An 18,014-nucleotide genomic window follows, 5' to 3' on the forward strand; every position below is an offset into this window, starting at 1 on the left:
GTAAAACTACGCAGACGGGCTACTCCTCGGCGTCGTCCTCGTCGTGGGACTCGACGACGGACTCGACATCGTCGCTCCCGGTCTCGTGGGCCTCACTCTCCCCCTCGTCGGCCGCTTCGGGTTCGTCGACCTTCGGGACCCGGACCTGGAGCGTGCCGTCGGCCTTCAGGGTCGCCGACGCCGCGGCGGGGTCGACGCGGGCGTCCTCGGGCAGGGTCGCCGACCCGTCGAGGGCGAGCCCGCGGCCGGGGTAGCGCATCTCGAAGCCCTCCCGGAAGTCGCGGAAGCGGTCGATCCGGACCTCCACCCGGTCGTCGACGTAGCGGACCTGCACGTCGCTGGCGGTGGCACCGGGGGCGTCGAAGACGACGAGGTAGGCGTCGTCGCTCTCGAGGAGGTCGGCCGGGAGCGGCTTGTTCTCCTGGACGCGGGCGGCGGCGCGGCCGATGTTCTCGAACACCGCGTCGCCGATGCTCTCCCCGATGCCGCGGATCATAGCTCGACGGCCTCCAGGGCTTGCCCTGACCCGCAGTACGGGCAGGTGAAGTCCTCGACGCCGGTGTCGTCGGGCATGTCGTACGTGTAGTGCAGCTCGAACATGTCGAGGGTGCAATCGTCGTCGGTACAGACGACTTCGAGCGTGGCTGGCATAGACGTCCGTTGGAGTCTGCGGGACAAACCCCTTACGGAGAGGGCAGCCACAACGGAGGTGGTACCGACGTGTGTGCGTGACTCTCTGTCGGCCCCGACGGCGGCACCATCGCGACCCGAACCGGCCGTCCAGCGGCGTCGGTCGGAATATTGATATGATCCCGGTCGGATACGGATGCTATGGGTTCCGGTGTCCTGGGAGTGGACTTCAGCGGCGCGAGCGAGGCCGGGGACTCGCTCTGGGTGACTGAAGCCACGCGAACGAGTGCGGGTCTGCGAGTCGACAGGTGTTATCGGGCGACCGACGAGTGGGGCCGCGGCCGCGAGAGCGCCCACGCGGGACTGGTCGAGCGCGTCACGGACGACGACGTGACGACGGTCGGCCTGGACTTCCCGTTCAGCCTCCCGCAGGCCGTCCTCGACGAGCTGTGCGGCGGCACGTGGCGGGGATTCCTGGAGTGGGTCGCCGGCGACGACGGCCCGGCCGACCCGAGCGCGTTCTCCGCTGCCTGCCGGGAGACGGCAGAGCGCGTCACCGGGTCCCGGGACGTCCGCCGGGAGACCGACGCCCGTCGCGGGGCGCTCTGCCCCTACACCAACCGCGTCCGCAGTATGACGTTCCACGGCGGCCGAGACGTGCTCGGGCGACTGGTCGACGCCGACGGCGTGGCCGTCGCGCCGATGCAGGGGACAGACGCCGACACCGTCGTCTCCGAGGTCTATCCCGCCGCCACGTTCGGCTGGCTCGGCTGTTACCGCGAGGGGTACAAGTCCACCGACGGTGCACGGGCGCGCCGAGCGTTCAACCTCGACGCCGTCGAGGCCTGCTCGGTGGCCCTCGACGACCACCGGGCGACCTACCTCGCGAACCACGACGCGCTGGACTCGCTCGCGGCCGCCGTCTCCGCGGGCCGGGTCGGCGACGGCGCGCGCCCGTCCCCCGCCGGCACCGACGCCGAGGGCCATATCTTCGTGTAGCCGAAGCCCTGCCTATTTCAGGCCGTACCCGTTAGGCGGGGTATGACCGACGAACACGGCGGGTTCGAGGGGGTCCGCGACAACGTCGACGGCCACCCGATGGTCAGCCTCGTCGGCTACGCCACCCCCTACTGGGTCCGGCTGCTGGCCGGCGTGCTGTCGGCGTTCCTGACCCGCTTCGCCCGTCTCGTCCCGCCCATCGTCGTCGCCGCCGCCATCGACAGGGTGGTCCTCAGCAGCGGCGAGCCCGGCCTGCTGACGGCCGTCGGTCTGCTCCCCCCGGGACGGATCGCCGGCGAGGCCGCGAAGCTCGCTCTCCTCCGCCGGCTGGTCGTCATCGCCGCCGTCGCCTACCTCGTCCGGTCGGTGACCCGCTTCACCTCGCGCTATCTCCTCCAGTCGACGGCCCAGAAGATCCAGCGGGACCTCCGGGACGACACCTACGACCACCTCCAGCACCTCTCGATGGACTTCTTCGCGAACCACCAGACCGGCGGGATGATGTCCATCCTCAACAGCGACATCAACCGCCTGGAGTCGTTTCTCAACACGGAGTTCCGGCAGCTGATCCGGGTCGTCGCCACCGTCGGCGGCATCGCCGTCGTGCTGTGGTGGCACTCCCCGAAACTGGCGCTGATCGCGCTCGCGCCGGTCCCGATCATCGGCGTCGCCAGCGGCTACTTCCTCTCCTGGATCGAGCCCCGGTACCGCTCGATCCGCCGGACCGTCTCGCGGCTCAACACCCGCCTGGAGAACAACCTCAGCGGCGCGCCGGTCATCAAGGCCTTCGACCGCTACGAGTTCGAGAACGAGCGGGTCCGCGAGCAGAGTCAGATCTACCACGACGAGAAGGTCGGCGCGCTGCGCATCCGACGGGCCTTCTTCGCCGGCCTGCGCCTGCTGACCGGCGTCGTCTTCGTCGGCATCCTCTACGTCGCCGGAATGGACTTCGTCACCAGCGCCGAGGGCGAGGCGGCCCTTCGGACCGGGACGTTCGCGCTGTTCTTCCTCTACCTCCGGCGGCTCTACTCGCCGATGCGCCGGGTCGGGAAGTCAGCGAACAAGTACCAGCTCGCCAAGTCCAGCGCCGAGCGGGTGTTCGGCCTGCTCGGTCGCGAGCCGACCGTCACCGACCCCGCGGACCCGTACGAGCCCGACGACGTCGAGGGGAGCGTCACCTTCGAGGGCGTGACCTTCGGCTACGGCGACGGGGAGACGGTCCTCGACGACGTGTCGCTGGACGTGCCCGCCGGCGCGACGGTCGGGCTGGCGGGGCCGACGGGGGCCGGGAAGTCGACGCTGCTGAAGCTCGTCCCGCGGTTCCACGACGTGGACGAGGGTCGGGTGGCGGTCGACGGGGTCGACGTTCGCGAGTACGGCCTCCAGTCGCTGCGGGACGACGTGGCCGTCGTCGAGCAACAGCCGTACCTCTTCTCCGGGACGGTCGCGGAGAACGTCGCCTACGGCGACCGCGACGTGCTGGACGGCGAGAAGCGCGGCGACGAGGCCGCCCGGGAGCGGGTCCGGGAGGCCGCCCGCGCCGCCGAGGCCCACGCATTCGTCGAGGACCTGCCCGAGGGCTACGACACCCAGATCGGCGAGCGCGGCATCAAGCTCTCGGGCGGCCAGCGCCAGCGGGTCGCCATCGCCCGCGCGCTGCTGAACGACCCCGAGATCATCATCTTCGACGAGGCCACCAGCGACGTCGACACCGAGACCGAGGAGCGCATCCAGGCCAGCATCGAGCAGCTGGTCGAGGACCGCACCGCCTTCGTCATCGCCCACCGGCTCTCGACCATCCGGGACGCCGACCGCATCGTCGTGCTGGACGACGGCAAGATCGCCGAGCGCGGCACTCACGAGGAGCTGGTCGCGGCCGGCGGCGACTACGCCGACCTCTGGGACGCGCAGGCCGACGAGCAGGCCGTCACGGCCGACGATTGACGGTCCCCGGGCTCGGCCCGCGGCGCGCAGGCCGGGGCCTTTTGCGGACGGGTCGCGTTCGGGACGTATGGAAGTCGACACCGACGCGCTCCCGGCCGACGCCGACGAGCGCGCCGTCGAACGGATACGGGTCGTCGCGACGGTGCTCGACGACGGCATCGAACTCCCCGGACTGGGGTTCAGGGTCGGTCTCGACCCGCTGGTCGGGCTGCTCCCGGTCGCGGGGGACCTGTTGACCGCGCTCTGCTCGCTGTACGTCGTCGTCGAGGCCTATCGGCTGGGCGTGTCGACGCCGACGCTGGCCCGGATGTGCCTCAACATCCTGTTGGACCTGTTCGCGGGGAGCGTCCCGCTGGTCGGGGACGCCTTCGACGCCGTCTGGAAGGCCAACGTCCGCAACGTCGACCTCGCGGTGGCCGAACTGGCCGCGGACTGAACGGGAGCGTTTTACGCGTCGGGCGGCAACCCCGGTCTATGACCGACCCCGAGACGCTCGACGTGACCATCGTCGACGGCTACGTCGACGAACCGGCCCACTTCGGGGTTCCGCCGTACGTCTCGACGTACCCGCGGTACGCCGCGGGCGCGCTGGTCGACGCCGGCGTCCCCCGCGAGCGGATCACCTACCACACTATCGACGGCCTCCGCGACGAGCGCCGCCGCTGGCGCGACGTCGAAGAGGCCGACCTCCTGGTGTACGTCGGCGGGATGACCGTCCCCGGCAAGTACGTCGGTGGAACCCCCGCCGAGCCCGACGAGGTGCGCGAACTCGCCTGGACCGCCGACGGCACCTCGCTGATGGGCGGGCCGGTCCGCTTCGGCGTCGGCGAGGCAAACGAGGGCGCGAGCGAGACGGCGCGGGACGACCTGGACTTCGACTTCCTCGCGATGGCCGACGTGGAAGCGGCCGTCTACGACCTCGTGGAGTCAGGGCTGGAGGGGTTCAACGACCGCTACCGCTCCGTCGAGGAGGAGACCCGCTGGGCGCGCCGCGGTGCCTTCGTCGTCGAACAGCACCCGAACCACCCGGACTACCTCATCTGCGAGCTGGAGACCTCCCGTGGCTGTCCGTACCGCTGTTCGTTCTGCACGGAGCCGATGTACGGCGACCCGGACTTCCGGCCGCCCGAGAGCGTCGTCGACGAGGTCGACGCCCTCTCGGACCGCGGCGTCGCCCACTTCCGGCTGGGCCGACAGGCCGACATCCTCGCCTACGGCGGCGACGGCGAGGCTCCGAACCCGGACGCCCTGCGCCGGCTCTACGGCGGCATCCGCGAGGTCGCGCCGGACCTGGAGACGCTGCACCTCGACAACATGAACCCAATCACGGTCGTGAAGTGGCCGGAGAAGGCCCGCGAGGGCATCCGGATCATCGCCGAGCACAACACGCCCGGCGACACGGCCGCGTTCGGGCTGGAGTCGGCAGACCCCGAGGTGATGAGCGACAACAACCTCAACGTCACCGCCGACGAGTGCTTCGAGGCGGTGAAGATCGTCAACGAGGTGGCTGGGTGGCGGCCCGGGGGCGACCGCGACACCGCTCCCAACTTCGGCGACGACGCCGCCCGACGGCTGCCGAAACTCCTGCCGGGCATCAACCTCGTCCACGGCCTGAAGGGCGAGCGCCGGGAGACCTTCGAGCACAACAAGCGGTTCCTCCAGCGCGTCTACGACGAGGGCCTGATGCTCCGGCGGGTGAACATCCGCCAGGTGATGGCCTTCGAGGGGACCGATATGGCCGAGACGGGGGCGGACATCGCGAAGGACCACAAGCAGCTGTTCAAGCAGTACAAGCGGGAGGTCCGCGAGGAGATCGACAACCCGATGCTCCAGCGGGTCGCGCCGCCCGGGACCGTCCTGCCGGACGTCCACCTAGAGTACCACCAGGACGGCAAGACGTTCGGCCGGCAGCTGGGGACCTACCCCCTGCTGGTGGGCATCCCCGGCGAGCGCGAACTCGGCCGGACCGTCGACGTCGCCGTCACCGACCACGGCTACCGCTCGGTGACCGGCGTCCCCTATCCGCTCGACGTGAACTCGGCGTCGATGGCCGAGCTCCAGGCCGTCCCGGGGATCGGCCGCTCGCGGGCCGGCGACATCCTGGTGGGACGACCGTACGAGTCGGCCGGCGAAGTGGGGGATGATCTCCGGCGGTTCGTGACCGCGAAGTCGGCAGAGAACGCGGACTGACGGCCGCCGTCACCGTGTCGGAGGCCGGTCACTCGACGACCGTGACCTCGCGGAACGCGTATCGGAACCCGCCCCGATCCGTCGAGGCGATGAGCACGTCCCACCCCAGGAGTTCCGCCGTCCGCCCGAGCGCGGGCGGGTCGGGAGGCGGCTCGATGCGATCCGGCTCCTCGGCCGGGTCGACGACGACCTCGAACCCCCCGTCGTCGGCACTGAGCGTCATCGACAGCGGCCGGTCCACCTCGGTCCACCCGCTCAGCAGTTGCGTGAACAGGGCGTCGACCGTCGCCGCGTTCGCGACGACCGTGATCGCCTCCCGCACGACCAGGTCGTCGTCGGAGCGGTCGTACTCGCTCCACGCTCGGCGACAGCGGGCCGCGAGGTCGACACGGCCGGCCTGTTCGCCCCCCTCGGCGGACGCCCGTGGCTGCTCGGCGATGTCCTGTCCGGCCGGCTGGACGACGCCGAGGACCGCCGGCTCGCCGTCGTAGGTGACCCGACTCCCGCTGACTTCGACGTCGAACCGCTCGCCGCTCTTCCGCTCGGCGGTGACGACGTAGTGGACCCGCTCGATCTCCTCGCTCTCGCGCGCCTCGATCGCCCGCCGGACGCGGTTCCGGTCCGACTCATCGATGAGATCCAGTACCGACACGCCGACGAGCTCTTCCGGCCGGTAGCCGAACAGCTGCGCGAACTTCGGGTTCACGTACTCGAAGACCCTGTCCTGCGAGAGCCCGATGCCGACGACGGACTGCTCGACGAGACACTCGTAGCGCTCCTGTATCAGTGCCTGCTGTCGGTCGGCACGGTAGCGGTCGGCGTACTCGCCGATGCGGTTCGCGAGGAGTTCGTAGTGTTCCCTCCCGGACCCCTTCTGGAGGTAGTCCGTGACGCCGGCGGAGATGGCCTCGCTGGCGATCTCCTCGCTTCCCTTGCCCGTGTAGAGGATGAACGGCAGGTCCGGGAACGACTCCCGGATCTCGTCGAGGACGTCGAGCCCGGTCCGGTGTGGCATATCGAAGTCACAGACGACACAGTCGTACTGGGTCCCCGACTCGAGGTGGGACAGCACCGCCGCCGAGTCGCCGACGCCGTCGACCGCCAGCCGATCGTCGACGCGTTCGAGCATGTCCGTCAGGAGCGCCCGGAGCGCGTCGTCGTCGTCGACACAGAGGACGTGCACTCCCTCTGACGGGCTTGACATACGATAGGTGTTTTTACCAAAACCATTTAGTTGGTATGGTAGAGTCCACACGAACATCGATTCCGATGCCGGAAAACCCCAGTGAGCAATCCGACGCCGTCCCCGCCTGGCGGTCACGACGGGCCGACCGGTTCTTCCTGGCCGACCGGGACGTCGGCTGGCTGACCGGGAGCGCCTCGCTGGCCGCGACCCAGATGAGCGCCGGGACGTTCGTCGGGACCGTCGGCATCCACTACGCCGTCGGGGTCAGTTTCTTCGCCATCTGGCCGGGCATCTGGCTCGGGTGGCTCGTCTCGCTGCTGTTCGTCGCGCCACACCTGCGGGAGTCGGGATCCGTGACGGTCCCGGATTACCTGGCGGCGCGGTTCGACGGCGACGGGGCGGGAGGCGACCGGACGCGAGCGATCGTCGGTTCGATCGTCGCCGTGGTCTACCTCGTGTACACCGCCGCACAGTACGTCGCCGGGGCCGTCGTCCTCGACGTGCTCCTGGGCGTCCCACAGGTCTGGGGAACCGTCTCCCTGGCGGCGCTCGCCGTCGGCTACACGGCGGTCGGCGGGATGCGGGCGAGCGTCCTCACGGACGCCGTCCAAGTGGTCCTGATGGTCGGCGGGGCCGTCGCCGGCGTCGCCGTCGGCCTGGTGCGAGTCGGCGGTCTCCGGACGCTCCTCCGCCGTGTGGAGGCCGTCGACGCCGGCCTGCTCGGGTGGGGGATGCCGGTCACGGACGTCGTCGGGTTCGCGCTCGCGTTCGGGCTCGGCATCGTCGTCGCCCCCTACGAGATGAACCGCGTGTACGCGATGTCCGACGGCGGGGCCGTCAGGCGAGCCATCGCCGGCTCCGTCGCCATCCAGGCCGTCGTGGCCGTCTCGGTCGTCGTGCTCGGCCTGCTGGCCCGCGTCACGCTCCCGGGGCTGGCCTCGCCGGACGCCGCCGTCGCGGAACTGGCGTCGGCACTCCTGGGACCGGTCGGCGGGACGCTCCTGCTCGTCGGCGTCCTCGCGGCGGTCCTCAGCACCATCGACTCCGTGTTGCTCGTCTCGGCGTCGGCCATCGCCTACGACCTCTACGCGGGGGTCGTCCGCCCGCCCGGGGGCGTCGACGCCCTCCGGCTGGTCGGTTCGGACGACGTGGTCGTCGTCGCGCGGACGGCGACGATCCTCGCGGCGGTGATCCCGCTGGGACTCGCGGTCCGGCCGGGACCGCTGGGCGGGTTCGTCCAACTGATCGTCGCGCTGTACTCCGCGCTCGTCGGCGGGACGCTGTTCGCACCCGTGTTGCTCGGGCTCTACTGGCGGTCGGCGACGACGGCGGGCGCGACCGGCGGCGTCGTCACCGGCGGCGTCGCAGTGGTCGCCTGGCACCTCCTGACCGACGCCGGGACGGCGCTCGGACCGCCGCTGTCGGCGCTGCCGCCGGTCCTCGTCGGCGTGGTCGTCAGTGCGGCCACCGTCGTCGCGCTCTCGGTGGGGCCGGTGTCCCGGGCGGGCTGAGGGTGTCACGGGGACGCTTCGACCGCGTCCGGAACGAACAGAAGGTACTTTTTGTTCCCCCGCTCACTCTCACCTAATGAGCGACGTCGAGGTGAGCGTCGTCCTCCCTGCGTACAACGAGGAGGACACCATCGAGGAGACGGTCTCCGTCACGCTCGAGACGCTCGCCTCGTTCCTGCCGGCCGGTGCGTTCGAGGTCGTCGTCGCCGAGGACGGCTGCGACGACCGCACGCCCGAGATCGCGAGTCGCCTCGCCGGCGAGGACGACCGGGTCAGACACGTCCACAGCGACGAGCGTCTCGGGCGCGGTGGTGCCCTGGAGTACGCCTTCGAGCGGGCCGACGGGGAGACGCTGGTGTACTTCGACACCGACCTGGCGACGGACATGCGCCACCTGGAGGAGCTGGTCGAGAGCGTCCGCTCGGGCGAGTACGACGTGGCGACCGGCTCGCGGTGGCTCCCCGAGAACCGCGCCGACCGGCCGGCCAAGCGCGGCGTCCCGAGTCTCGGGTACAACACGCTCGTCCGGGGCTTTCTCCGCTCGGACCTGCAGGATCACCAGTGCGGGTTCAAGGCCTTCGACCGCGACGCGCTGGAGACGCTGCTTCCGGAGGTCGCCGACGAACACTGGTTCTGGGACACCGAGCTGCTGGTGAAGGCCCAGCGCCGGGGCCTGCGGGTCAAGGAGTTCCCCGTCGACTGGGAGTCCAAGGGGGACTCGAAGGTCGACATCGTCCGCGACGTGTTCGGGATGGGGAGTCAGATCCTCCGGACGTGGTGGGAGCTGTCCGTCCAGCCCCGGATCACGCGGCGGGTGTCGCTGGGTGCGGGGACGCTGCTCGTGGCGGTCGCGCTCCTGTTGATGACCCAGTACCTGGACCCCCGGACCGTCCTCGACGAGATGGCGGGTGCCAGTGTCCCCCTCGTCGGAGTCAGCGTCCTCGTGTACGCGCTCTCGTGGCCGCTGCGGGGCGCGCGCTACCGCGACATCCTCGACACGATGGGGTACCACGAGCGGTGGGAGTTCCTCACCGGCGCGGTGTTCGTCAGTCAGACCGGGAACCTCGTGTTCCCGGCGCGGGCGGGCGACGCCGTCCGCGCGTACGTCGTGAAGGCCCGGCGCTCGATCCCGTACCCGACAGGGTTCGCGTCGCTGGCCGTCGAGCGCGTCTTCGACCTGCTGACGATCACGCTGCTGGCCGGCGTCGTCCTGATCGGACTCGCGGCCACCGGCTCGGCGGGGGACCTGCTGTCGGCGCTGACCGGCGGCACCGTCGGCGGGGACACCGCCGCGAGCGGACAGACCGCCGTCGCCGTCGCGGCCGGGGTCGGCGTCGCCGCGATCGGTGCCGTCCTGGCCATCGTCGCGAGCGCCCGCACCGACCGCAACTTCGTCCGGGCCGCGGTCGGGCGGCTGAGCGACGACTCCTACGCCGACTACGTCGCCGGCGTCGTCGAGCGGTTCGTCGCGGACATCCAGACCGTCACCGGAGACGGGCGGTCGTTCCTCCGCGTCGGCGGGACGAGCCTCGCCATCTGGGGGCTGGACGTGGTGACGGCGCTGGTCGTCTTCGCCGCGTTCGGCCACTCGCTGACGCCGTCGCTGATCGCGGTCGGCTTCTTCGCGGTCAGCGTCGGCAACCTCGCCAAGGTGCTGCCGCTCACCCCCGGCGGCGTCGGCCTCTACGAGGGGGCGTTCACCATCATCGTCGTCCCGCTGACGCCGCCGGGGATCGGGGTCGCCACCGCGCTGTCGGTCGCCATCGTCGACCACGCGGTCAAGAACGCCGTCACCGTGCTGGGCGGCGTCGGCTCGATGGCGTGGCTCAACGTCTCGCTGACCACCGCAGTCGAGGAGTCCCGGTCCGCGACCGACGTCGAGGCCGACGCGTAGTTCGTCGGAGCCGCCCGACGACGTGTGAGCCGAGACACACTTATGGGTCACGGTAACGTATAGCAAGGTAGTGAGCCACCGATGCAACCCAACGTCGGCGGGTACGACCGACTCGCACGGGCCGCGCTCGGACCGGTGGCGATCGTCGTCGGCGTCGCGCTCCTGATCGGCGCGGTCAGCCTCGACGCCGGAGGGCTGGGGGCCATCGTCGGAGTGCTCGCGCTGGTCGTCGGTGTCGTGTTCGTCGCGACCGCGGCCCTGCGATGGTGTCCGCTCAACGCGGTGACCGCCATCGACACGACGGCGGGAGGGACCGTCATCCTGCGGCCACCCGAGGAACCGGAGGGGGACCCACGGCGGGAGTGACGCCACGACCGCGCCGAAGGACCGCCCTACTGGCCGTCGTCGCGGAGGAACGGACCGAACGCCCCGGCCACGGCCGCGGCGAGCGCCTCGGCGCGGGTGGTCCGGCCGGCGGTGTAGACCCCGACAGCACCCTCCTGTTCGCTGACCGCCTCGCGGCCGAGCCGGTCGTCCAGGACCGGCCCCAGTTCCCCGCCGTCCCGGACGCGGTCCGCGACCGGCCCGGGCAGTCTGAGCGACGGCCCGCTCCCGAAAGCCGTCTCCGCCCCGTCGGTGACGGCCGCCCACATCACCAGCCACAGCCCCGGCGGGGTCTCCCGCTCGACGACGCCGCCCTCGATACCGACCCCGAAGTCGGCGTCGCCGGTCGCCAGCGCCGCCGCCGCGCGGTTCCGTGCCCCGGCGACCGTCTCCTCGCGACCGCGGGGCTGTTCGGCGACGCCGGAATCGACGGCGACCGGGTCGATCCGCGCGTCCGGGAGGACCGACTCGACGGCGGCGGCCTTGACGGGGTTCGTGCTCCCGACTGCCACGTACATACGGGACCCACGTCGGGGACGTCCATCACCGTTGTTGTTCGAACGCCGTCGGAGGCGACCGCGATCCCCGCGCTCGCAGTCCCGGCCGCAGATACCGGAACGGTTAAGTCACTTTCGGAGAGATCCAGTCTTACCGATTGCCGCCGGGGTTCTGTGGTTCGTCCCACCCGGTGAGCGCCCGCCCTCGCAATCTATGAGCGAACACACGAGAACACGACAGCGAACCGCAGAGGAAGAGACGACGGAATCGACCTCGACGGCCTGCCCGGAGTGTTCGGGCACGCTCGTTATGGACGACGAACACGGCGAGACGGTCTGTGAGGACTGCGGCCTCGTCGTCGAGTCCGACGAGATCGACCGCGGTCCCGAGTGGCGCGCCTTCGACGCCAGCGAGAAAGACGAGAAGTCCCGCGTCGGCGCGCCGACCACGAACATGATGCACGACAAGGGCCTCTCGACCAACATCGACTGGCGCGACCAGGACGCCTACGGCAACTCTCTGTCGGGCAAGCAGCGCCAGAAGATGCAGCGGCTCCGCAAGTGGAACGAGCGGTTCCGCACACGGGACTCCAAGGAGCGCAACCTCAAGCAGGCCCTGGGCGAGATCGACCGGATGGCCTCGGCGCTGGGCCTGCCCGAGAACGTCCGGGAGACGGCCTCGGTCATCTACCGCCGGGCGCTGGACGAGGACCTGCTGCCCGGTCGCTCTATCGAGGGTGTCTCGACGGCTTCGGTGTACGCCGCAGCCCGCCAGGCCGGCGTCCCGCGCTCGCTCGACGAGATCGACGACGTCTCCCGGGTCGAGAAGAGCGAGATCGCCCGGACCTACCGCTACGTCGTCCGGGAGCTCAGCCTCGAAGTGAAGCCCGCCGACCCCGAGAGCTACGTGCCCCGCTTCGCCTCCGACCTCGAACTCTCCGACGAGGCCGAACACCGCGCCCGCCAGCTGCTCCAGAACGCCAAGGAGGAGGGCGTCCACTCCGGGAAATCGCCCGTCGGTCTCGCGGCCGCGGCCGTCTACGCCGCCGCCCTGCTGACCAACGAGAAGACCACGCAGGCCGCCGTCAGCGAGGTGGCCGACATCTCCGAGGTCACGATCCGCAACCGCTACCACGAACTGCTGGAGGCCGAACAGAGCGTCCCGGTCGCCTGACGCCGGCCCCCGCTCGCCGGTAGCCCCCCGCCGGCAGTTATTTTCCGTCCCCGTCCGACGACCGAGTCGATGGCAGACGACACCTCCGCCCTCGTCACCGCCGCCGACGCCGTCTCCCAGTTACTGTACGGACTCGTGGGCTGGGCGATGATCGCGATGGGCGTCGTCGGGCTCCTCGCGGCGCTGCTTCGCCCCGATCGGCTGACGCCGGCGGCCACTGTCGCCGCCCTCTCGCTGCTGTTCGTCGCCTGTGGCTACTTCCTCAGACCGGCCGGACGGCGTCGCTGGGACCGCCGCCGGTCGATCAGCCGGTTCGGCCGGGACCGGACGGTCGAGGAACGGATCGTGCGCGGCGAGTCACACGTCTGCGTGGACTGCGACGACCGGATGGACGAGGGACTGGTCCGGCGGTACCGCGAGGAGGTACTCGTCGCCGGGGTGCCCGTGTACACGCGTTCGGAGGGGCGCAACCACTACTGCCCGGCGTGTGCGGCCGGCGAGTCGGGCGACCGGGCGGCACCGACACCGCAGGCGGCCACGGAGCGGCCGTCGACCGCGACCGAGCGGTCCTGACCCCGCGATGTAATCAGGGCTGATAACGACGGAGGTACGTTTATTCACCTGGCTTTCCCGGGGTGAAATATGGCCTCAGATTCGGGCGACGCAGGGCAGGGACTCGTGGGGACGGGTACGACCGACCGCGAGCTGGGCAGTGCGATCGACGAACTGTTGCAGACCTCCGAGAGCGTCTCCCAGAGCTCACAGGAGATCGCGGACCTCGCGAACGAGCAGTCCGAGAATATGCGCGAGGTCGCCGGCGAGGTGTCGAACCTCTCGGCGACCGTCGAGGAAGTCGCCTCCAGCGCGAGCCAGGTGCGGCAGGTCAGCGACCGGGCGCGGGACCTGGCCGCCGAGGGCCGGGAGGTCGCCGACGACGCCATCGACGCGATGGAGGCGGTCGACGACGCCAACGGCAACGTCTCCGAGGACGTCGAACAGCTCCGGGACCGCATCGACGAGATCGACGAGATCGTCGAGGTCATCAACGACATCGCCGACCAGACGAACATGCTGGCGCTGAACGCCTCCATCGAGGCCGCCCGCGCCGGCGAGGCCGGCGAGGGGTTCGCCGTCGTCGCCGACGAGGTCAAGTCCCTGGCCGAGGAGTCCCAGCAGAACGCGACCGAGATCGAACAGCTCGTCTCGAACATCAAGGCCGACACCGAGGAGACCGTCGAGAGCATCGACCACGCCAACGAGCAGGTCGAGGAGGGCATCGAGCAGGTGAACCGGACGGTAGAGATCCTGCGGGACATCGACGAGGCCGTCGAGGAGGCCGCACAGGGTGCCGAGGAGGTCGCCTCGGCGACCGACGAGCAGGCCGCCTCCACCGAGGAGGTCGCGAGTATGGTCGACGTGACCGCCGAGAACGCCGAGGAGGTCGCCGACGAGATCGAACAGATCGCCGCGGCCAACGAACAGCAGACCGCCAAGATCAACGAGATCCAGGGCCTGCTGGACGGCCGCTGAGGGACGCTCGGTCCCGCTCGTCCCGGACCGCCGGATGCCCGGACGTTTTAATCGCCGCCGTCGAACGCGGGGTATGGACTTCGGTTCGTTCACGCTGCTGGCCGCCGGCGACGACCTCGCGCGGGAACCACAGGCCCGCGACCACGCCGACGGCCTCGAACTCCGGATGGACCTCGCCGACGAGCCGCTGGCACAGCTCGACGCCTACGACGGCGAGCTCCCGGTCCTCGTGACCAACCGCGTCGACTGGGAGGGCGGCGAGGCCCCGGACACGGCCGAGCGGCTCGACGCCCTGGAACGGGCCGTCGACCACGACGCCGTCACGGCGGTCGACCTCGAACTGGCGGCCCTGACCGGCGCGGGCGACCACGACGCCGGCCGGGTCGCCGACCGCGCACGCGCACGGGGCGCGTCGATCGTCGTCTCTACCCACGACTTCGAGGCGACGCCGGATCGGGACGTGATCGTCGAGCGGCTCCGTCGGGCCTGCGAGCACGGCGACGTGGGGAAGTTCGCGACCACCGCCGGCTCCCCCGACGACGTGCTGGCGATGCTGTCGGCCACGCGGGAGCTCGACGCCGCCGGCGAGCGCGTCGCCACGATGTGTATGGGCGAGGCCGGTCGCCACTCCCGGGCGGTCGCGCCGCTGTACGGGTCACGGATCGGCTACGCGCCGGTCGACCCCGAGGCGGCGACCGCACCCGGTCAGTACGACCTCGCGACGCTGCGGTCGCTGGTCACGCAGCTGCGAAGCGACGGGTGAGAACTGTCCCGGCGGCTCAGCGACCGTAGGTGAGGCGGGTCGCCACCTCGTCGATGCGTCGCTTCACGCCGGCGAGCCACGCGCCGGGCGAGACGGCTCGGGCCTCCCGCTCGTCGACCTCGATGCGGTCGCCCGCGAACGGGTCGTCGGTCCCCTCCCCGGCGGCGTCGACGACGGTGGACATACTGCACCGGCCGCAGGACTCCGTGTCTTTGGCCATCGTATCCCGTGATATTTCTCGCCGCCCGGGAATAAGCGTTGCTGCTGTGTGTCCGCGGCGACAGACCGTCTGCGACCCGTCCGGCGGTCGAGTCCCGGGCGATCAGGCGACCGGATGCCGGAGCAGCGCGCCGACGCCCTCGAAGCCGTCGGCGAACCGCTCGCCGCGGTCGTACCCCGTCGGGACGACGACGGTGTCGGCCCCGGTCTCGGCGGCCCGCTGGGCGAGCGCCTGGGCCTCGGCGGCGTCGAGCGAGTCCGCGACCAGCAGCGTCTCGACCGCACCGGAATCGAGCGCGTCGCTCGTCGCCTCGTGTCCGTACAGCGCCTCGTCTCCCTCCTCCATCGCGGCGAAGAACTCGTCGAGGGTCTCGCGGACCTCGCCGACGTCCAGCGCGTCGGCGTCCTCCGCGGCGTCGACCAGTTCCCGGAGCCCCTGCTCGGAGGCGTACTCGACCTCGAAGGTGCCGGCGACCCGGTCGCCGAGGCGCTCGGGGAGGTGGTCGCCGTCGGTGAACTCGTCGACCATCACCTCGCTGCCGCCGACGACGACCCGGTCGACCGTCGCCGCCGGTTCGTCGGCGGCGGTGTCGGCCGCCGAGAGGAACACCCGCTCGGCGGCGTCGCCGACACGGTCGAAGAACTCCTCGGTGCGCTCCTCGCTGCGGCCCTGGAACCGGTCCTCGTCGCGTCCGGTCGCGGCCTGCTTGCTGGGTACGTCGGCCGTGATCTCGTCGACGAGTTCGACCTCCTCGGCGTCGTATCGGCCGAAGACAGCCGACTCCCGGGCGACCACGAGCAGTCCGTGAGTCGGCGCGTCGGCCGCGGGGTCGACGGTGGCGTCCAGCGGCGCGGTGACGAACTCGTTGCTCCGCTCGTAGACCCCCTCGGTCACGGGGACGGCGAGGTCGTCGAAGACGTGCGTGCGCATCTCGCCGTCGACGACGCCGGCGTAGACGACCAGTCCGTTCTCGGGGGTCGCGTCGTACTCGTGGAGGACCCGCCGGACCTCCTCCAGCGCGTCCCGGACCTGCGTCTGGGTGGTCTCGTCGGTGTCGAGGTAGTTCGCTTCCGCGTGGTCCTCCTCGACGCGCTCCAGCGTCTCGCCGAGCGCGTCGTCCGCGGGGACGGCGACCGTCAGCAGGCGGTCGGTGTCGGCCGAGGCGGTAGTTACGGAGTCGATACGATCGGTGAACTCGTCGGCAGTGGTTGCCTGAGTCATGTGCGCTGTCGGATTCGGCGGTCGGTCGTCGGCCCGGTGCGAACGGCGACGCGTCGAATCGCGAGGGGACGGCGCGACAGAGGTTTCGGTCGTTGCATTCGAGGGTAGAACGAGCCCGACTCAAAAAAGCCGTGACCTTGCACTCGACACGCGAGGCGTTGCCACGCCGTCAGAGGCCCCGACGGCCCGGTCCGCCGTACCGACGTTTTAGGTGGTTCGGGGACGAGACCACGCTATGGGATACCACCACATCGATATCGACGCCGTCGAGCCGACCCCGGACCGGCCGTCGACACAGCGATCCATCGACGAGGCGGCCGGCCTCGAGAGGGTGGCGGCGAACGTCTACGAGGTCGAGCCGGGCGAGCAGATCCCGCTGGCGTACCACTACCACGACGAGCAGGAGGAGGTGTTCTACGTCCTCTCGGGGACCCTGTCCGTCGAGACGCCGGAGGGAACCTACGAGGTCGGCCCCGACGAGGTGTTCGTCGTCGAACCGGACAGCCCGCAGCGGGCGTACAACCCGGAGTCGGCCGCCGAGACGGTCGAGACCTTCGTCGTCGGCGCGCCGGCCGTCGACGACGTCCACCCCTACGAGGACGGATGACCGCCGAGAGCGACGACGCCGACGCCGCGATCCCGGATGCCGATCCGCCCGGCGAGGAGCGACCGACCTGGGACGACGACTACCTCGACCGCGTCGCGGCCCGCCTCCAGTACAACTACGACCTCGAACGGGACGACACCGCGGGGGGCGAGCGGTTCGACATGTACGGGCGGCTCTACGTCGAGAGCCAGAAACAGGTCCTCCACCAGTCGATCAACTGGGCGAACTACGAGAACGTCGAACACCTGTTCGTCCGCCGGGCCGACGGCGTCTCGACGGCGGACCTCGACGCCCTGGTCGACCTCGGTCACGACCTCGCCGACGACTGGATCGACGCCGACGAGGAGCACCACGGCACCGAGTTCACGTTCGTGCTCGTCGTCCCCGACGTCCCCGCCGACGTGCGCTCGTACGTCGAGGGTTTCCGCGACCGGACGCTGCTGAAGTACGGCTACTACGGTGCCTACGAGGTGAACCTCGCCGTCGTCGCCCCCGACCGGGAGGACGCCGTCGCCAGCAGCGAGGCCGACGTGGCCGCGGCGTTCGAGCTGTGGCGTGACCTGGACGCGGCGGAGTCGCCGGGGCTGCTCGGCCGCCTCCGGTCGTGGCTGGGATGAACCGGCGCGCGCTCGCCGTCGTCCTCCTCGCCGTCGCGGTCGCCGGGTGTTCCGGCGGGCCATCGCGTGCCGTCGCCAGCGGGTCGCCGGCGACGGTCCAAGCGGGGACCCTCGACGGCACCGGCTACGAACACGCGGGCACCGAAAACCGCACGCTCAACACGACTGTCAGCGCCACCATCAGCGGCGACGTCGAGATGAGCGCAGACCGACCCGTGACGGCGACGACTCCGGTCGCGACGTACCGCCGGACGACCGACGCGGGCCCGGCGCTGATCCTCGTCGCGACCGCACCGGCGGTCCGACCCATCGAGAACCAACCGCTCGTCCGGAACCCGCTGACGACCCTGACTCCGGGTGCGCTGGTCGGCTACCTGCAGTCGACATACGCGGTCGACTCGCTCTCGGACGGCGAGAACACCACCGTCGAACTGCTTGGCAACGAGACGACGGCAGAGACCTTCGAGGGAACTGGGACGCTGTCGGGCGAGTCGGTCGCGGTTCGGGTGACGACGGCGTCGGTCCGCGACGGCGACGAGTTCGTCACCGTCGCTGCCGTACACCCGGCGTCCATCGAGGAGCGCGCCCGCGTCCGGCAGCTACTTGCCGGCGTCGAGCACTGAAGAAACGAGGGTCGCGAGCGCGGC

At 70.7% G+C, this 18,014-nt stretch carries 20 protein-coding genes; 14 read left to right on the forward strand and 6 right to left on the reverse strand.

The genetic code is table 11. The features are described 5' to 3' along the window. Window positions 1-19: 19 nt before the first annotated feature. Together P0592_RS12130 and P0592_RS12135 are read right to left on the reverse strand one after the other, a co-directional pair. Window positions 20-496 (reverse strand): Hsp20/alpha crystallin family protein, encoded by a 477-nt coding sequence (locus P0592_RS12130; RefSeq protein WP_276271153.1) that lies wholly within the window; start codon window positions 494-496, stop codon window positions 20-22. After that, window positions 493-651 carry a DUF7559 family protein gene (locus P0592_RS12135; protein ID WP_276271154.1) on the reverse strand — a complete coding sequence of 53 codons (159 nt, stop codon included), beginning with the start codon at window positions 649-651 and terminating at the stop codon, window positions 493-495. The genes P0592_RS12130 and P0592_RS12135 overlap by 4 nt, the downstream gene beginning before the upstream one ends. Window positions 652-831: 180 nt before the next feature. Here P0592_RS12135 and P0592_RS12140 point away from each other — a divergent pair, with 180 nt between their 5' ends. From P0592_RS12140 to P0592_RS12155, 4 genes are all read left to right on the forward strand, one after another. Continuing rightward, window positions 832-1,629, forward strand: coding sequence for a DUF429 domain-containing protein (locus P0592_RS12140; protein WP_276271156.1), 798 nt, complete (start codon window positions 832-834; stop codon window positions 1,627-1,629). Window positions 1,630-1,671: 42 nt separating this feature from the next. Then, window positions 1,672-3,573, forward strand: a complete 1,902-nt coding sequence (locus P0592_RS12145) for an ABC transporter ATP-binding protein (RefSeq protein WP_276271157.1) — start codon at window positions 1,672-1,674, stop codon at window positions 3,571-3,573. Between the two features lie 67 nt (window positions 3,574-3,640). Next, window positions 3,641-4,009 (forward strand): DUF4112 domain-containing protein, encoded by a 369-nt coding sequence (locus P0592_RS12150; protein WP_276271158.1) that lies wholly within the window; start codon window positions 3,641-3,643, stop codon window positions 4,007-4,009. Window positions 4,010-4,047: 38 nt separating this feature from the next. Beyond that, complete coding sequence (locus P0592_RS12155) at window positions 4,048-5,763, forward strand: radical SAM protein (protein WP_276271159.1); 1,716 nt, start codon at window positions 4,048-4,050, stop codon at window positions 5,761-5,763. Between the two features lie 28 nt (window positions 5,764-5,791). Here P0592_RS12155 and P0592_RS12160 read toward each other — a convergent pair whose 3' ends face one another. Continuing rightward, a complete protein-coding gene (locus P0592_RS12160; protein ID WP_276271160.1) occupies window positions 5,792-6,967 on the reverse strand; it encodes a response regulator in 1,176 nt (391 codons plus the stop codon). A 35-nt stretch (window positions 6,968-7,002) separates the two neighbouring features. Here P0592_RS12160 and P0592_RS12165 point away from each other — a divergent pair, with 35 nt between their 5' ends. The 3 genes from P0592_RS12165 (at window position 7,003) to P0592_RS12175 (ending at window position 10,720) form a co-directional block, all read left to right on the forward strand. Further along, the gene (locus P0592_RS12165; protein WP_276271161.1) at window positions 7,003-8,460 is read left to right on the forward strand and encodes a sodium:solute symporter family protein; all 1,458 of its coding nucleotides are present in this window, start codon (window positions 7,003-7,005) and stop codon (window positions 8,458-8,460) included. Between the two features lie 76 nt (window positions 8,461-8,536). Beyond that, window positions 8,537-10,354 (forward strand): flippase-like domain-containing protein, encoded by a 1,818-nt coding sequence (locus P0592_RS12170; protein ID WP_276271162.1) that lies wholly within the window; start codon window positions 8,537-8,539, stop codon window positions 10,352-10,354. A gap of 81 nt (window positions 10,355-10,435) precedes the next feature. Further along, window positions 10,436-10,720: a YgaP family membrane protein gene (locus P0592_RS12175; RefSeq protein ID WP_276271163.1), complete on the forward strand. Its 285-nt coding sequence runs from the start codon at window positions 10,436-10,438 to the stop codon at window positions 10,718-10,720. Window positions 10,721-10,746: 26 nt separating this feature from the next. On the opposite strand, the gene P0592_RS12180 is transcribed toward P0592_RS12175, so the two are convergent. Next, window positions 10,747-11,256 (reverse strand): inosine/xanthosine triphosphatase, encoded by a 510-nt coding sequence (locus P0592_RS12180; RefSeq protein WP_276271164.1) that lies wholly within the window; start codon window positions 11,254-11,256, stop codon window positions 10,747-10,749. A gap of 193 nt (window positions 11,257-11,449) precedes the next feature. Between P0592_RS12180 and P0592_RS12185 the strand changes: the two genes are divergently transcribed. From P0592_RS12185 to P0592_RS12200, 4 genes are all read left to right on the forward strand, one after another. Next, window positions 11,450-12,409: a transcription initiation factor IIB gene (locus tag P0592_RS12185; RefSeq protein WP_276271165.1), complete on the forward strand. Its 960-nt coding sequence runs from the start codon at window positions 11,450-11,452 to the stop codon at window positions 12,407-12,409. 69 nt (window positions 12,410-12,478) lie between these two features. Beyond that, window positions 12,479-12,982: a DUF8108 domain-containing protein gene (locus P0592_RS12190; protein ID WP_276271166.1), complete on the forward strand. Its 504-nt coding sequence runs from the start codon at window positions 12,479-12,481 to the stop codon at window positions 12,980-12,982. 69 nt (window positions 12,983-13,051) lie between these two features. Further along, the gene (locus tag P0592_RS12195; RefSeq protein WP_276271167.1) at window positions 13,052-13,939 is read left to right on the forward strand and encodes a methyl-accepting chemotaxis protein; all 888 of its coding nucleotides are present in this window, start codon (window positions 13,052-13,054) and stop codon (window positions 13,937-13,939) included. Between the two features lie 73 nt (window positions 13,940-14,012). Next, window positions 14,013-14,702, forward strand: coding sequence for a type I 3-dehydroquinate dehydratase (locus P0592_RS12200; RefSeq protein WP_276271168.1), 690 nt, complete (start codon window positions 14,013-14,015; stop codon window positions 14,700-14,702). A 16-nt stretch (window positions 14,703-14,718) separates the two neighbouring features. On the opposite strand, the gene P0592_RS12205 is transcribed toward P0592_RS12200, so the two are convergent. Then, on the reverse strand, window positions 14,719-14,922 hold the full coding sequence (locus tag P0592_RS12205) for a DUF8007 family protein (protein WP_276271169.1): 204 nt from the start codon (window positions 14,920-14,922) through the stop codon (window positions 14,719-14,721). 102 nt (window positions 14,923-15,024) lie between these two features. Beyond that, window positions 15,025-16,143: a baeRF10 domain-containing protein gene (locus tag P0592_RS12210; protein WP_276271170.1), complete on the reverse strand. Its 1,119-nt coding sequence runs from the start codon at window positions 16,141-16,143 to the stop codon at window positions 15,025-15,027. A gap of 235 nt (window positions 16,144-16,378) precedes the next feature. Here P0592_RS12210 and P0592_RS12215 point away from each other — a divergent pair, with 235 nt between their 5' ends. From P0592_RS12215 to P0592_RS12225, 3 genes are read left to right on the forward strand one after another with little or no spacing between them, the layout of a single operon-like run. Next, window positions 16,379-16,750, forward strand: a complete 372-nt coding sequence (locus tag P0592_RS12215) for a cupin domain-containing protein (protein WP_276271171.1) — start codon at window positions 16,379-16,381, stop codon at window positions 16,748-16,750. Further along, a complete protein-coding gene (locus P0592_RS12220) occupies window positions 16,747-17,367 on the forward strand; it encodes a DUF8052 family protein (RefSeq protein ID WP_276271172.1) in 621 nt (206 codons plus the stop codon). The genes P0592_RS12215 and P0592_RS12220 overlap by 4 nt, the downstream gene beginning before the upstream one ends. After that, window positions 17,364-17,990 (forward strand): DUF6517 family protein, encoded by a 627-nt coding sequence (locus P0592_RS12225; protein ID WP_276271173.1) that lies wholly within the window; start codon window positions 17,364-17,366, stop codon window positions 17,988-17,990. The genes P0592_RS12220 and P0592_RS12225 overlap by 4 nt, the downstream gene beginning before the upstream one ends. Window positions 17,991-18,014 lie beyond the last annotated feature (24 nt).

It is taken from the genome of Haloarcula litorea, assembly GCF_029338195.1.
In the GTDB taxonomy this organism is placed as follows: Archaea; Halobacteriota; Halobacteria; order Halobacteriales; family Haloarculaceae; genus Haloarcula; species Haloarcula litorea.

What these genes read in the sequence shown, in the direction of transcription:
- P0592_RS12175 (WP_276271163.1), top strand. Translation starts at nt 10,436, where the DNA reads ATGCAACCCAACGTCGGCGGGTACGACCGACTCGCACGGGCCGCGCTC.
- P0592_RS12155 (WP_276271159.1), top strand. Translation starts at nt 4,048, where the DNA reads ATGACCGACCCCGAGACGCTCGACGTGACCATCGTCGACGGCTACGTC.
- P0592_RS12200 (WP_276271168.1), top strand. Translation starts at nt 14,013, where the DNA reads ATGGACTTCGGTTCGTTCACGCTGCTGGCCGCCGGCGACGACCTCGCG.
- P0592_RS12220 (WP_276271172.1), top strand. Translation starts at nt 16,747, where the DNA reads ATGACCGCCGAGAGCGACGACGCCGACGCCGCGATCCCGGATGCCGAT.
- P0592_RS12160 (WP_276271160.1), bottom strand. Translation starts at nt 6,967, where the DNA reads ATGTCAAGCCCGTCAGAGGGAGTGCACGTCCTCTGTGTCGACGACGAC.
- P0592_RS12190 (WP_276271166.1), top strand. Translation starts at nt 12,479, where the DNA reads ATGGCAGACGACACCTCCGCCCTCGTCACCGCCGCCGACGCCGTCTCC.
- P0592_RS12205 (WP_276271169.1), bottom strand. Translation starts at nt 14,922, where the DNA reads ATGGCCAAAGACACGGAGTCCTGCGGCCGGTGCAGTATGTCCACCGTC.
- P0592_RS12145 (WP_276271157.1), top strand. Translation starts at nt 1,672, where the DNA reads ATGACCGACGAACACGGCGGGTTCGAGGGGGTCCGCGACAACGTCGAC.
- P0592_RS12135 (WP_276271154.1), bottom strand. Translation starts at nt 651, where the DNA reads ATGCCAGCCACGCTCGAAGTCGTCTGTACCGACGACGATTGCACCCTC.
- P0592_RS12130 (WP_276271153.1), bottom strand. Translation starts at nt 496, where the DNA reads ATGATCCGCGGCATCGGGGAGAGCATCGGCGACGCGGTGTTCGAGAAC.
- P0592_RS12140 (WP_276271156.1), top strand. Translation starts at nt 832, where the DNA reads ATGGGTTCCGGTGTCCTGGGAGTGGACTTCAGCGGCGCGAGCGAGGCC.
- P0592_RS12210 (WP_276271170.1), bottom strand. Translation starts at nt 16,143, where the DNA reads ATGACTCAGGCAACCACTGCCGACGAGTTCACCGATCGTATCGACTCC.
- P0592_RS12180 (WP_276271164.1), bottom strand. Translation starts at nt 11,256, where the DNA reads ATGTACGTGGCAGTCGGGAGCACGAACCCCGTCAAGGCCGCCGCCGTC.
- P0592_RS12215 (WP_276271171.1), top strand. Translation starts at nt 16,379, where the DNA reads ATGGGATACCACCACATCGATATCGACGCCGTCGAGCCGACCCCGGAC.
- P0592_RS12195 (WP_276271167.1), top strand. Translation starts at nt 13,052, where the DNA reads ATGGCCTCAGATTCGGGCGACGCAGGGCAGGGACTCGTGGGGACGGGT.
- P0592_RS12185 (WP_276271165.1), top strand. Translation starts at nt 11,450, where the DNA reads ATGAGCGAACACACGAGAACACGACAGCGAACCGCAGAGGAAGAGACG.
- P0592_RS12165 (WP_276271161.1), top strand. Translation starts at nt 7,003, where the DNA reads ATGGTAGAGTCCACACGAACATCGATTCCGATGCCGGAAAACCCCAGT.
- P0592_RS12225 (WP_276271173.1), top strand. Translation starts at nt 17,364, where the DNA reads ATGAACCGGCGCGCGCTCGCCGTCGTCCTCCTCGCCGTCGCGGTCGCC.
- P0592_RS12170 (WP_276271162.1), top strand. Translation starts at nt 8,537, where the DNA reads ATGAGCGACGTCGAGGTGAGCGTCGTCCTCCCTGCGTACAACGAGGAG.
- P0592_RS12150 (WP_276271158.1), top strand. Translation starts at nt 3,641, where the DNA reads ATGGAAGTCGACACCGACGCGCTCCCGGCCGACGCCGACGAGCGCGCC.